Source organism: Helcococcus kunzii ATCC 51366 (assembly GCF_000245755.1).
In the GTDB taxonomy this organism is placed as follows: domain Bacteria; phylum Bacillota; class Clostridia; order Tissierellales; family Peptoniphilaceae; genus Helcococcus; species Helcococcus kunzii.
In genome coordinates this window covers 268,245-282,046 of record NZ_JH601088.1, presented here as the reverse complement: position 1 = coordinate 282,046, position 13,802 = coordinate 268,245, and the positions used below count along the sequence as shown (strand labels likewise).

Annotated in this window: 14 protein-coding genes and 1 riboswitch; of the genes, 2 read left to right on the top strand and 12 right to left on the bottom strand. The window is 29.6% G+C overall.

The window, feature by feature from the left end; translation table 11 throughout:
• Window positions 1–9: 9 nt before the first annotated feature.
• From HMPREF9709_RS01195 to HMPREF9709_RS01170, 6 genes are all read right to left on the bottom strand, one after another.
• Window positions 10–1,122 (bottom strand): PP2C family protein-serine/threonine phosphatase, encoded by a 1,113-nt coding sequence (locus HMPREF9709_RS01195; RefSeq protein ID WP_005397142.1) that lies wholly within the window; start codon window positions 1,120–1,122, stop codon window positions 10–12.
• Window position 1,123: 1 nt separating this feature from the next.
• Window positions 1,124–2,269 (bottom strand): THUMP domain-containing class I SAM-dependent RNA methyltransferase, encoded by a 1,146-nt coding sequence (locus HMPREF9709_RS01190; protein WP_005397140.1) that lies wholly within the window; start codon window positions 2,267–2,269, stop codon window positions 1,124–1,126.
• Between the two features lie 149 nt (window positions 2,270–2,418).
• The gene (locus HMPREF9709_RS01185) at window positions 2,419–3,072 is read right to left on the bottom strand and encodes a 50S ribosomal protein L25 (protein ID WP_005397137.1); all 654 of its coding nucleotides are present in this window, start codon (window positions 3,070–3,072) and stop codon (window positions 2,419–2,421) included.
• Between the two features lie 71 nt (window positions 3,073–3,143).
• A complete protein-coding gene (locus tag HMPREF9709_RS09440) occupies window positions 3,144–4,310 on the bottom strand; it encodes a DUF1002 domain-containing protein (RefSeq protein WP_005397135.1) in 1,167 nt (388 codons plus the stop codon).
• Between the two features lie 18 nt (window positions 4,311–4,328).
• Window positions 4,329–5,447 (bottom strand): PIN/TRAM domain-containing protein, encoded by a 1,119-nt coding sequence (locus tag HMPREF9709_RS01175; RefSeq protein ID WP_005397133.1) that lies wholly within the window; start codon window positions 5,445–5,447, stop codon window positions 4,329–4,331.
• Between the two features lie 16 nt (window positions 5,448–5,463).
• Window positions 5,464–5,940 (bottom strand): CarD family transcriptional regulator, encoded by a 477-nt coding sequence (locus HMPREF9709_RS01170; RefSeq protein WP_005397132.1) that lies wholly within the window; start codon window positions 5,938–5,940, stop codon window positions 5,464–5,466.
• 203 nt (window positions 5,941–6,143) lie between these two features.
• A riboswitch (TPP riboswitch) is annotated at window positions 6,144–6,232 on the top strand.
• Window positions 6,233–6,994: 762 nt separating this feature from the next.
• On the opposite strand from HMPREF9709_RS01170, the gene thiT reads away from it, so the two are divergent.
• Window positions 6,995–7,543, top strand: coding sequence for an energy-coupled thiamine transporter ThiT (gene thiT, locus HMPREF9709_RS01165; protein ID WP_005397131.1), 549 nt, complete (start codon window positions 6,995–6,997; stop codon window positions 7,541–7,543).
• 98 nt (window positions 7,544–7,641) lie between these two features.
• On the opposite strand, the gene HMPREF9709_RS01160 is transcribed toward thiT, so the two are convergent.
• The 5 genes from HMPREF9709_RS01160 to HMPREF9709_RS01140 all read right to left on the bottom strand — a co-directional run bounded on the left by HMPREF9709_RS01160 (window position 7,642) and on the right by HMPREF9709_RS01140 (window position 11,745).
• Window positions 7,642–8,334 carry an LrgB family protein gene (locus HMPREF9709_RS01160; RefSeq protein WP_005397130.1) on the bottom strand — a complete coding sequence of 231 codons (693 nt, stop codon included), beginning with the start codon at window positions 8,332–8,334 and terminating at the stop codon, window positions 7,642–7,644.
• Window positions 8,324–8,683, bottom strand: coding sequence for a CidA/LrgA family protein (locus HMPREF9709_RS01155; protein WP_005397129.1), 360 nt, complete (start codon window positions 8,681–8,683; stop codon window positions 8,324–8,326). The genes HMPREF9709_RS01160 and HMPREF9709_RS01155 overlap by 11 nt, the downstream gene beginning before the upstream one ends.
• Before the next feature lie 119 nt (window positions 8,684–8,802).
• Window positions 8,803–9,813: an endonuclease/exonuclease/phosphatase family protein gene (locus HMPREF9709_RS01150; RefSeq protein WP_005397127.1), complete on the bottom strand. Its 1,011-nt coding sequence runs from the start codon at window positions 9,811–9,813 to the stop codon at window positions 8,803–8,805.
• A 10-nt stretch (window positions 9,814–9,823) separates the two neighbouring features.
• Entirely contained in the window at window positions 9,824–10,240 is a 417-nt protein-coding gene (locus HMPREF9709_RS01145; RefSeq protein ID WP_005397126.1) for a YolD-like family protein, read from the bottom strand.
• A complete protein-coding gene (locus HMPREF9709_RS01140) occupies window positions 10,237–11,745 on the bottom strand; it encodes a Y-family DNA polymerase (protein WP_005397125.1) in 1,509 nt (502 codons plus the stop codon). Before HMPREF9709_RS01140 ends, HMPREF9709_RS01145 begins: the two co-directional genes overlap by 4 nt.
• 180 nt (window positions 11,746–11,925) lie before the next feature.
• Here HMPREF9709_RS01140 and HMPREF9709_RS01135 point away from each other — a divergent pair, with 180 nt between their 5' ends.
• A complete protein-coding gene (locus tag HMPREF9709_RS01135) occupies window positions 11,926–12,441 on the top strand; it encodes a helix-turn-helix domain-containing protein (protein ID WP_005397124.1) in 516 nt (171 codons plus the stop codon).
• A 90-nt stretch (window positions 12,442–12,531) separates the two neighbouring features.
• Here the strand turns inward: HMPREF9709_RS01135 and HMPREF9709_RS01130 are convergent, their stop codons facing one another.
• Complete coding sequence (locus HMPREF9709_RS01130; protein ID WP_005397123.1) at window positions 12,532–13,341, bottom strand: hypothetical protein; 810 nt, start codon at window positions 13,339–13,341, stop codon at window positions 12,532–12,534.
• Window positions 13,342–13,802 lie beyond the last annotated feature (461 nt).

Genomic DNA, 13,802 nt, shown 5'->3' with positions numbered 1-13,802 from the left:
TTAATTTATTTATTTTATTTCTAGATATACTATTGCAATATCATCAGTTTGTGACCTAGCTCTAAAATTATCAACATCATGTAATAATTTTTGCACAAAGTTTTTTGCTTTCCTATTTTTTCTTACCCAATTAATTAATCTCTTCTCGCCGAAAAAGTTTCCTTTAGCATCACAAGTTTCGGTTAATCCATCGGTATAAAGTAAAATTCTATCACCAATATTTAGATCAATTACATTTTCATTATACTCTACATCTTCAAATAAGTTTGAAATAAATTTACCTGAATTATGCAAAAATCCTACATTCTTTTTATTGAAAAATATTGGGAAACCATTGTGCCCACCATTCACATAACTCATTTTCTTTTCTTTTTTATCTATTAAAATGTAAATAATCGTAAAATATTGGCTAATTTCCAAGTCTAACTGTCTAAAACTTTCTTTCAATTTTAGAACTGTCTCAGAAGCGGAAAGATTTGGATTTTCTTGTAAAATACTTCTCATACTTTGTCTAATAAACATTGTGATGATTGAAGCTGATATACCGTGTCCCACGACATCCGCAATATATACTCCAACTCTGTCTTCTGAAATTTCAATCACATCATAGATATCTCCTGAAAGATTTTCTGATGCAACATGACAAAAGTCAAAATGAAGATTTCCGTATTCCTTTTTTGTTGGCAAAATACTCTCTTGAATAGTTTTTGCAAGCAATATATCGTCATTTGTCCTTTTAGTGGTTTGATAAAGCTGTCTTGTAATTTTTCTTTCCAAGCTAATATCTCTAAAAACTTCTATAAAAGCTTGTACATTGCCTAAATTATCATAAATTGGCGAGGCTTTTACAGCATATATCCTCCCATCAATTGTGATTTCTCTTCTAAAAGATCCTCTTTCTTTTTTACAATTTTCATATAATTCTATGAAAAATTTTGATATATCATTTTGACTTTCGCTTTTACGTAAAACTACACGTATAAGCTCTCTCATAGCTCTATTTTCAAATAGTATTTCACCATTGATATCCCTTATACGTACCAAATCTTCCATTGAATCTAGGAATACAAAGTTTTGACCGTCTGTCAATCTCGTAAAATTTTCCATTCTCAATTTATTCATATTATTCCTCCAGTAAATTCAATGGATCAGGTCCATGATATTGATAATAATTTACTTCTATTCTACCATTAAATAATTTTCTTTTTTGATCGCATTTATAATTAATATTTCTCTCAAAATCCTCATCTGAAGTTATAAAATAAAAAGATAATGTTGTAGAAATGTTAATCAATTTGGAAATAGCTTTATATATATCTTGCATTTCTCTATCATCACCCATTCTCTCACCATATGGAGGATTTGAGATAACTACAGCAAAATTATTTTTAAGCCCTACCTTATTCACATCTTTTATAACAAATTTTATATCTTCATCAACACCCGCATTTATAGCATTGTTTTTTGAAATTTCTATTGCTTTAGGATCAATATCAAATCCAGTAATATTTACTTCATTGTCATTGATTGCATTATAGGCCTTTATTTTTTCATCTCTATAAACTTCTTGGTCAAAATATGGCCAATTCATAAAATCAAACTTTCTTGAAATCCCTGGAGCAATATTTTTAGCAATAAGTGCTGCTTCAATAGGTATAGTCCCTGAGCCACAAAATAAATCAATAAAGTCTCTCTTACCATCCCATTTAGAAAGTAAGATTAATGCAGCTGCTAGAGACTCCTTGATAGGTGCTTCGTTTTGTTCTGTTCTATAGCCTCTTTTATGAAGTCCTGATCCTGATGTATCAAGTATAACCGTAGCAATATCGTTTAATAAAGCTATACGTATTTTATATTGCTCTTCACTCTCCATAAACCATGATTTTTGATACACTTTACCAAGTCTGTCTATAATTGCTTTTTTTGTAATTGATTGATTATCGGAAATAGAATAAAGTTTTGATTTTACTGATTTTCCAGAAATAATATATTTTCCATTTTCAGATAAGTAATTTTCCCAATCAAAATTATTTATATTATCATAAATATCATCAAAAGTTAACGCTTCAAATTCCATTAACTTTATATAAACTCTTTCTGCAGATCTAAGCCAAAGATTAGCTTTCACAATATCTCTTTGCGTACCGATAAATTCTACTTTACCATTTGAAACAACTAAATCCTTAAACCCTAAATCTTCACATTCTTTCCTCACTACGGACTCTAATCCAAAAGCCGTAGAAATATATATATTGTATTTATCTCGCATTATTCTCTCCCTCGTAATATTATACCAATTACAAGTGCAATTGTTAATATATTTTCAGCACTATTACAATTATATATTATTATATATAAAAAAGATGTGTAAGGATATCCCCCTATCACATCTTTGTCAATTTATATTTTGAAAATAGATTATTCTTCTTCAGATTCTTCGTCTTCGTCGTCTTCTTCACCGATTACTTCAACATCTGCTGCATCTACATCTTCTACTTCATCTTCAATTATTTCTTCTTCTGGTTCAACTAATGTACATACAACTTCTTCTAAATCTGTAAGAATAGTATACTTATCGTCTTTAAGTTCTTCGATATCATCTACTATAAATGTATCACCATATTGCATGTTTTGAACATCTAATTCTACTTGTTGTGGAATATTTGTAGGTAATGTTTCGATTTCTACTTCTTCTAATTGTTGCATCAATACAGATGGTTGCAATTTAATATCATCTCTATTTAATAATACAACTGGTACAGAAACTCTTAATAGTTCGTCCATCTTAACTCCTAAAAAGTCAACATGTAGATATTGATTTTTGAATGGATGTCTTTGATATTCTCTAATTAAAACATTTTTTTCTTCTCCATCAATCATTAAACTAATGATTGCAGATGTACCTGCTGTTTCAATAATTTTATCTAAGTCTTTTTCTTCAACTTGTAAGTTAATATTTTCTTCATTTCTTTGATATAACTGTGCAGGAACTAATTTTTCCGCTCTTAATTGTCTTGAATGACCTGTACCTGTTGAACCTCTACGTTCAGCATTTAATTTAAATTCGCTCATTTTTCCTCCTATAAAAATCAAAAATATCAATTGCTTTGATATTATAACATAAATTTTAATATTATACTAATTTAAAATAAACTGCTAAAGAAATCGGCTATTGCCCTAAATATTGATTTAAAAAATTCAGCAATTGATTCAAAAAATCCTTTAGCACTTTCACTATTTATACCCAATTTATCTTTTGCACTATTTACTAATTCATTAAATTTTTCTGGATTAATATTTTCCTTAGCGCCATCTAATACTTTTTCTACTTCTTCTGAACTTAATGCATCCTTTGCACCATCTAAATATTTTTGAAGATTTTCTTTTGTCGCATTATCCTTAATTGAATTAACAAATTCTTTACCTTTATCAGTATTTAAGAATTCTTTTAATTTGTTCATTTCTTGTTCAGCAAATTTTTGAGCATTAGCTGCCAAATTATTTAACTGATCTTTAACTTTGTTTAGATCAAGATTTTCAGAATTAATAAAGTTTTGTAATACAATAGATAAATTACCAATTTGTACATTATTTACAAATTGTTGTAAATTATTATCTTTTATTACGTTTTGTACAATATTTTCAACATTTTCTGCAGAAATATTTTGTCCACTTTCAGTCTTTTGCTCAACTAGTTTTTGTTTTGCTTCAACAACTGCTTTATTTAATTTTTCTTTAGAAAATCCTTCTTTATCTTTATTTTCTTCTGCAATAACATTAATTACTTGAATTTCTTCATTTGCATTTTTAGTTTTTTCTTGATCGATTTCTACACCACTTTGTTCTAACGCTTTATATACCCCTGCAAGAGCAGATTCCCCTGTAACAGGTCTAACAGCTGCCACCTTTATATCAAGGCCGGTCAACCCGGAAGTTATCGCAGCATTTGAGTATTGTAAAGAGCTAACCTTTGTAATTGATAATGGTGTTGTAACTTCTACATTAACATCTTGTGAGCCAGTCTTTTTTATATATACTGATGAAATCATACTTGAATCAGTTGATTCTTCTCCAAGATATTTAAGAGTGTCTTTACCATCAATTTTTATCTTTGCAATATCTTTGTTTTCAATCTTTAATAATCCTGCTGTCGTATTTACTTGCTCATCATTTAATCCAGCTCCATATCCGTAAACTTCATCTTTCCATGAAGATTCTGCCATTACGCTTGATATAACTGGAGCAACCAATGCTAATAGCATTATAATAGCTAAAAATGCCGCTATTATCCTAAATTTGTTCTTATTCATTTTACTCCCCATTTTTAATTAATCTACTAATTTTGTAAAAATCATTTTACCCGCTGCAGTTTGCAATACAGTTGAAACCACAACTTGAACTTTTTCTCCTATTAAATGCTTACCTTCTTCGATAACAATCATTGTACCGTCATCTAAATAGGCAAGTCCTTGATCTTTTTCTTTACCTTCTTTAACTATATTTACAATCATCTTTTCACCAGGAATTACAACTGTTTTTACAGAATTTGCTAAATCATTAATATTAAGTACTTTGATCCCTTGCACCACTGCCAATTTATTTAAATTAAAATCATTTGTTACTATTGTAGCACCTGTTTCAGTAGCAAATTTTAGTAATTTAATATCAACTTCTGTAGTGTCATCATAATCCCTTCTAGAATTTCTAAATTTAATTTTTTTAGAATTTCTTAAAGAATTAACAATATCTAAACCTCTTCTACCTCTTTCTCTTTTAAGATCATCAGCAGAATCTGCAATAATTTGCAATTCTTCTAAAACAAAATTTGGCACTATTACATCACCTTCAATAAATCCTGTTTCAGCAATTTGTTGAATCCTACCATCAATCAATACAGAAGTGTCTAAAAGTTTAGCACTAACTTCTCCTTCTTCTCTCTTATTTTGTAAATTACTCGCTTCAGTTTTCACATATTCACTTTCAGTAGTAGCTTTTTTTCTATTAAAGAAATTAAAAATATCATCTTTATATTTCATAGAAAGTCTATATCCAAGACTTACAAAAACTACATACAATAAGACTGTTACTATGCTTTTTAGTGGTTCTAAAATACTTGGCAAGTTTAACATAGTAATTGGGACACTTAATAATAATGCAATAATAATACCAAAAATAATTCCCAATGCTCCAACCACTAAGCTATCCTTAGGTTGTTTTACCACATAATCGTCAATATTATCAATCAGCCTTTTTACCTTATCGCTAATAAACGGCGTCATTAAATAAAATAGACCAGCTCCTAACAATACCATTACTCCATATATGGAATAAAGTAAAAATGTACTTTTAATAGCAAACATTTTACTTCTCACAATAAACTCAGCTAGAGCATAGCCGAGTGTACCTCCCAATAGAGCAACAATAATATTTATTACTCTTTTTATCATATTTCCTCTTATTCTCCTATTCTAATGATATCGCATCATCAATCATTTCTATTGCTTCTTCTTTAGTCAGAGATCCAGCTATAATTAGCTCAGATACCATAACACGTTTAGCATTATCAAGCATTTTCTTTTCAGACGCTGATAAGCCTTTTTCTTCATTTAAAACACTTAAATTTCTAACAATATCTGCAATTTCAAAGATATTTCCAGTTTTCATATGTTCTAGATTTTCTCTATATCTTTTACCCCAATTTTTAGACATTTCAGAAGTGTCGGATTCAAGAATTTCAATAACTTTTTTTCCTTCCTCTTTTGAAATTACCGGCCTTATCCCTTCACTGTCACTGACAGGAACAGAAACGGTTATATCATTTATAGGTAATTGCAAAATGTAATAGCTTTCCTTATTTCCTAATATTTCAATTTCTTGAATATCAATAATTGTGCCCGCCCCATGAATTGTATAAACTATCTTATCGCCAATTTCGTACATGTTCCCCTCCTAATACTAATTATACTACTAAATAGAGGTAATGTAAATTTAACAACTATTCATGAGCTTTGAAATTATAAGTATTTGAATATATCATAGTTAAATATTATGTTTAAATTGTGGAAATAAAATAAAAGTTTTAATAAGACTTCTGTTATTAAATTGACTATTATTGAAACATTCACACAACTATAGTACAATTAACTCGTCACTAGGGGCGCTTTTATAAGCTGAGATGTACCCTTGACCTGATCTATATAATGATAGCGTAGGAAAGTGTCTTATTTTTAAGAATATATCTGCCTGCATTCATCATTAGAGAATGCAGCTTTTTTTATGACCTAACTTAGCCTCTCAGCTAATCGAAGATTAGCTGACGGCTAAAGTAGGTCAAACGCGAGGCTACACTACGATTAAGCGACCCTTAGGGAGCTTAGAGTAGATGTAGCGCGTGAAATGACCTAATAGACAAAAAATACTATAAAAAAATTCGCTCAGGCGATGCTTCACATCGTCTGAAGACAAAAGTAGTTGCCGTAGCTTTCACCGCTCAATTTACATGTGCAAACATAGATTTTATAAATAGACATGTATGAATTTTTCAAATTACATGTGTAAATTAGAAAATCAAAAATACACATGTAAGAAAAAATCGTAAATTACATGTGTAAATCAAAAAATCAAAAATACACATGTAGGAAAAAAGTTCAAATTACATGAGTAAAATCCAAAAGTTAAAATAAACATGTAAAATAAGAAGAGTTCTTACATGTGTAACCCCCCAATGTTAAAGTACACATGTCGAAAAAATCTTAAATTACATGTGTAAAAACTAAAATCTGAAATAGACATGTAAAACCATAGAAATTCTTACATGTGTGAATCGAAAAAACTGAAAAAAACATGTAAAACCGTAAAAGTTCTTACATGTGTAAATCGAAAAAGCTAAAATACACATGTAAAACATTCCAACTTGGGTTTGAGCGGGCTTAATAGCATTATGACGTCATAAAAAATATTCAGAATATCTTAAAAATAAAAATAAGGAGTAGAAATGGAAAGAAATAAAAATTTTTTTAGCCTTCAAATGATTGTTGAAGGTGGTATAATGCTTGCTTTAGCGTATGTGCTAAACATGTTCAAATTATATACAATGCCACAAGGTGGCGACATATCATTATCAATGTTACCAATAATGATATTTGCAATTAGATGGGGTGGCATACAAGGATTTATTTTGGGAATTTTATATGGAATATTAAAATTAATCGTTGACCCATATGTAATACATCCAGCACAATTAATTTTAGATTATCCATTACCAAGCGCATTCGTTGGTTTATCTGGAATATCATTCCTAAAAGATAAAAAAGAATTTAGAGGATATTTACCTATGATAGTGATAGCATACGCATTAAAATTCGTTGCACACTATCTATCTGGATTGATATTTTTCCCACAATATGCACCAAAGGGAATGAGTCCAGCATATTACTCATTTATTTATAATATCACATACTTAGGACCAGAATTATTGATATTTATTGTAGTAATTGCAGTGCTTTGGAATCCTCTAAAGAATGTATTAGTAAAACAAAAATAATTTTTAACAATAATATATAGATCGAAAGCAGTGATTTTAAGCCTTCTTAATAACAGAAATCTTATATCACTGCTTTTTTAGTTTTTATTTTCCAAAATTTATATCATTCCCATAAATAAAGGAATTAAAATGACAGAGATGAAACCAGCAAGAGCAATCGAAAGACCACTCATTCCACCTTCTACCTCACCCATTTCAATTGCTTTTGAAGTACCAATCGCATGTGCTGCAGTACCTAATCCTATGCCTTTTGCAACTCTCGTCTTTATATTAAAAATCTTAAATACAAATGGAGAAATTACCGCTCCGACAATACCTGTAATAATAATTGCAAAAACTGTAATCACCTCGATGCCTCCAAATTCTTGAGATATTGCAACACCTATTGCTGTTGTCAATGACTTTGGAATAAGGGAACTTAACATTTCCTTATTGACCCCTAATAATTTAGAAAGCGCAAAAACAGATAATACCGATGTAATAACTCCCGCAAAAATGCCGACAAATATAGGAATCAAATTTTTCTTCAATAAATCAATATTTTTATATAAATTTACAACTAGTGCCACAGTTGATGGTGCAATTAGAAATGTTATATATTGTCCACCAATATTGTAATCTTCATACTTTATTTTTGTAATTAATAGAAAAATAATTACAAAAATTGTGGAAACCAATAGAGGATTCAAGGCTGCAATCTTAGTCTTTTTATTTATCCAAAGTGCAATTATGTACATTACTAAAGTTATGACAATACCAAACACTGGCGACTTAACAATACTATCTATCATGTTTACCTCCTAATTTTTCAACCATTTCAACCACCTTGGCTGTAACACCCATGGTAATAAAAGTTGTAATAAATATTATTATCATAATTTTTACTAAATTAGAAGATAATAAGTCAAATTTAGTAATCAACGACACAGAAAGCGGAACAAATAGTAAACCTAAGTTTTCCAAAAGCGCATCTGACGTCTTCTCTACATCCTCTACTTTTACTATATTTATTGAAAATAACACAAATAAAACTAACATACCATATACAACATCAGGTATAGGTAGAGGAATAATTTGTCTTAAAATTCCTCCTGCTAACAAACATACAAATATAATTAATAATCCTTTTAAACTTTTCATCTAACTCCTACAATTCTATCCAAAATTCTTTTCTATATTCCCAAATTTTATCTTTATCTTCTAATTGTACTTCTCTTAATTTCATAATTTTCTCACTTATTTATTTCATTTTAATTTTGTTACTTTTTCACCCCAATTTCAGCAAAAATCGCTGCATGATCAGAGCCCTCTAAATCAACAATTTCAACATTCTTTACGGAATACTTATCTTTAGGTAATAAAATATGATCTATACTTGCACGAAGTACTTTTGGCAATTTTTGTGGCCACGTCCCTCTTTCTAAAATCGAATTTGAAGATAGCACATCTACATGATTTGTCAATTTGCTCATATTACCATGTCTAAGATTTGCATTAAAGTCTCCAATTACAATCGCATTCGGATTTTCTTTTACCATTTCATCTATAATTTCTAAATCTAAACTCCATTCAATCATCAAACCTGGTATTGGAGGTGCGGTATGTAATCCTATAATTTCAATATCTTTATTTTTTACTTTCACAGTCCCGAATCGAACTCCATATTTTATTTCTTCTTGTTCTAATCTAAGCTTCTCTTTTTTAGAAATAATAGTTACCGGAGCAATACTATCTCCATAACCAAAACCTGCAAATATATCATATTGATTAAAATCAATCGAGCTTTCATTGAACGCATTATAAATCATAGATATCTCTGAAGTGTCGGGATTGAGTTCTGGAAACACTGCAATATCCGCATCAAAATCCTTAAAAATCTTCTTTGCTGAATCTTTAGTTAAATTATTTAATGCATTCCATTCTACAATTTTAATCGTATCACTATCCTCATATTTTCTTGCTTTTGGAGAATTAACTCCTGTAAGCATAAAAATGATTGAAGTAATTATAAAGATTGTCGATATAATATTTTTTAATATTGTTTCCGATTTTCTAAACTTTACTATTCCGAGAGAAATAGCAGTAAATACGAGCATTAAAGCCCCAAACATAAAAGGAAATGCTAAAAACTGGGCAATAAATAATCTGCTCGACAACCAAATATTAATATCGGAATTTGGCATAAAGAAATTAATTACTATCACGCATGTATAAACAAGCGACAAAAGTAATAAAAAATATGTCAAAAAAGTATTTTTTCTATTCTTCATTTGCACCTCGCTATTGTTGAATTTCAATGTCATAAATATTATCTATTAAAATTTCCTGTCTATCAATAAAAATAATTTTTCTATTTATTTCATCGATTTTTTTTATCCAATTAGTTTTTTCTAAATACTTCCCACCTAATTTTTTTGTGTCCTTTTCAAAGTATACCACTTTTATGAGTGGTTTTTCATCTATTTTTTCTAATATTGTAGTAAATTTATGATTTAATATTTCTTTTTGATCTTCATCAAGTATTATACGCTTTTCTGTTTGTCTTGCTTTTTCATCCACTGCCGCTTGATGTCCATTTAACGCAGCAAAAGGTGCAAACTGTGCCGCCCTATCATGTCTACTCATTTTCTTATAGGTATTAAATTTAGGTCTAGGCATATCTATTATCTTGTTATAATCGTGTATGTCATTTTTCATGCCTTGTGCCCTCCAATCGAATTATTTCTTTCAATATATGTCGACTCTTCTTCTAAATTAAGCCCTTTTAGAATAGCATTCTTCCCAAATTTTTTCTGAATTTCAAGAGTAGCTTTTTGCAATCTTTTTTCTTTTTCTAAAAATTCCTTTTCTTGTTCTTTAATTATTATTTGATTTTGAGGACTATCTTCAAGGAAATTAATCTGTAAATCATAATCTGTTTCTTCATATTTTTCATCGATAATATTATCAGCTGAAATAGAAAATCTCCTTATAGTCAAATTTTTATTTACATTTTTATTAAACCATTCCAACGTCTTATTTGTCATATGTTTAGCTGAAGTAGTCCTATAGTCTAGATTTATTGACCCTCTTGACTTTTTAGGCAACTTTCTTCCATAAAAATCGGTCGTAACATCTCCCTTAAATCCATTCTTAACATTTTCCACATCATATCCAACATAAATAGTCAAATGATTTGTAACGTATCCTTTTTTAACTAAGTCCAATGACAATATATAAATCATTTCTTTAAGAATGGTTTTTGCCTCTTTGAAGGAATATGGACGCGTTAAAACTTGACCATTCGAAATGGATCTTCTCTCTGGCTTATATCCTTTTATATCTTTAATTGTCGCGCTCTCATATCCCCACGCGTGATCGATTAGTAACTCTGCATTTATACCAAATGTATCATATAAAAGTTTTTCATTATAAAATGAATTTCTGTCTCCAACTGAACAATTTGCCACATCGCCCATAGTGTAAAGCCCTAATTTGCTTAAACGATTTGCATATCCGGAACCAATTCTCCAAAAATCTGTTATTGGCGTATGTCCCCATAAATGTTTTCTATAAAGTTTTTCATCCAAATAGGCTATTCGCGCTCCGTCTTCATCGGGTGATATATGCTTTGCTCCAATATCCATTGCAATCTTACATAAATACATATTTGTCCCAACTCCCGCAGTCGCAGTGATGCCCGTAGACTGATAAACATCTTTTATAATTGTTTTGGCAAACTCCATCGGCCCCATTTTATTAGCTTTTAAGTATTTGGTCGCATCCATAAAAACTTCATCTATAGAGTAAACATGCATGTCCTCTTCAGACACATATTTTAAATAGATTTCAACAATTCTCGTACTATATTCAATATAATATGCCATTCGTGGTGGTGCTGCGATATAATCTAGCTCTAAAAATGTATTTTTTTCAAGTTCTACCTCATTTATAGATTTCCCAGTAAAATTTTTCCACCCTATCGCTTTTTTCCTCTCTCTATTAATCTCATCTACCTTCTGTATCACATGATATAATCTAGAACGTCCCGATAAACCATACTTCTTTAATGCAGGCGTCACAGCTAAACATATTGTCTTTTCAGTTTTGCTCTCATCCGCCACAACCAAATTTGCTGTAAGTGGATCTAAATCTCTTTCCCTGCACTCAACGGAGGCATAAAAAGATTTCAAATCTATAGCAATATAAGTTTTGTTTTGCAATTTATCCTCCTTTCTAAATACTCCCGAACATTTGTTCTTATTATATCATTTATTGTAAAGTAAACTCAAGTTTAAAATTATCACTAAAGTTAATCAAATGTTAATATTCATTGCTTGTGGCAACGCTAATCTTTATATACAATGGTTTTAAGATATAAGATAAGTTTAGGAGGAAATCTTATGCTAAATACAAATATAAAAACATTGAGAAAATCAAAAGGACTTTCTCAAGAAGAGCTTGCAATAAAAATGAATGTTGTAAGACAGACAATTTCTAAATGGGAAAATGGAATATCAGTACCAGATTCTGATATGCTAATCTCCCTATCAAAAATATTCGAAACATCTGTAAGCAATTTATTAGGAGAAGGCAATATTGAAATTGAAACTGATAACATAAATAAAATTTCAGAAAAGCTAGAGATAATTAATTTACAACTAGCAAAAAACAAAGAGATAAAAAGGAGAAAATATCACTATTTTTTCGGCGTACTCTCTATAACTATTATCATAATCTTTTCAATTCTTATGGTAATGAAAAGTCCATATCTAAACTGGAACTATAGTAAAATAGAAAACGGAGTAATAGGTGTTTTGTTCCATTCTTTTGAATGGCTGTTTATCAGAATTTCTCCATTACTATTAATAGCAAGTGTTATAGGGTTCTTCAGGACAAAAAAATCTGTTGCAAAATAACTTTTTGTATATTTTGCAACAGCTCCCTTTGTGGATTAAATTATAAAGTTTATTAAATGGTAAACTTTATAAAAATAGTCAATGAGAAGATTATTCAACATGTTTAATAAAATATCTTTTAATTAAACAATCTATGTAAGAATTATCTAAACCACTCTTAGATGATTCAAAACTAACAATCAAATTTATGCCCATTTGAATGCCATTTTTCTCGTAAATTGCTATCTTTTTTATCGCAGCGGCAGCATATTCAGGATTGTCAATCATTCCAAAGTGTTCCCAATACATCTCCTTATTTGTAAAAGGATCAATCAATGTAAAATCTGGATAGAACTTTGTGTATTTATCAATGACTAATGGACATTCATACTTATAAGGAATGCCAAGAGCATATAATTTATCAGCTATAATCTTCTCCGATTTCGATTTTACTTGATCACCCTTATTTGTATCTATCAATGGTGCGTTCGTGACAAATTCATTACCAGAATATGGTGTAGCTTTCCAAGTTTCTAAATTTTGTTTAGCGGTCGGCACCACCGGAGTTATCAGTTCTTTTCTATATGGATTTAAATTTTCATATATGTCATCAATCTCTGTCTCAGAATAATCTTTTAGGATATTATTTAATTGGTATAGTCTTTTATTTACTAATTTTTTTAATTTTGGTAGATACGATTTATTCGCTAAAGATTTAATGAGTTTTGGATTATCTTTGGAAATATATTTAACTTCTTTTTTATTGTTTAGATGTTTTACTTGATAGTATTCTTTAATGCTTTTATTTGATTTTATAACCAAACGACCTTCTACAAAATCAACTTCTTTTTTGTCTAAAGCTTTTTTGATATTTAAATATTTCTGTTTTTCTAAAATTAACATTTCTTTAAATGTAACCATAACGCCTCCTTATAACAACATTGTCTCATAAAATTTCATACAAAAACTGTCATTATTGTTACATTTATTTAATATATATTTATTAATGAGCAATATTAGAAGTGTATGATTAAATGTATTAATCTTTATCTAAACTATAGTAGTTGAGTAGCTCCCCTACCCTAGTATATTTAATTTTTCTCATTTTGCTAGGGTCATTTTTCCCCTTTTAACCCTAGCTTTTCGCCTTTTTTCCATTTCGCTAGGGTCATTTTTCCCCTTTTAACCCTAGCTTTCTCTGTTTTTTTTATTTCGCTAGGGTCATTTTCGGTCATTTCTATCGTTTTCGACCCTAGCTTTTTTTATTTTTCTCATTTTGCTAGGGTTAAGACCCACTTTTTGACCCTTGCGTTTTCTATTTTTCTTATTCCATTAGGGTCAAGACCTATTTTTTGACCCTTGCGTTTTCTATTTTTCTTATT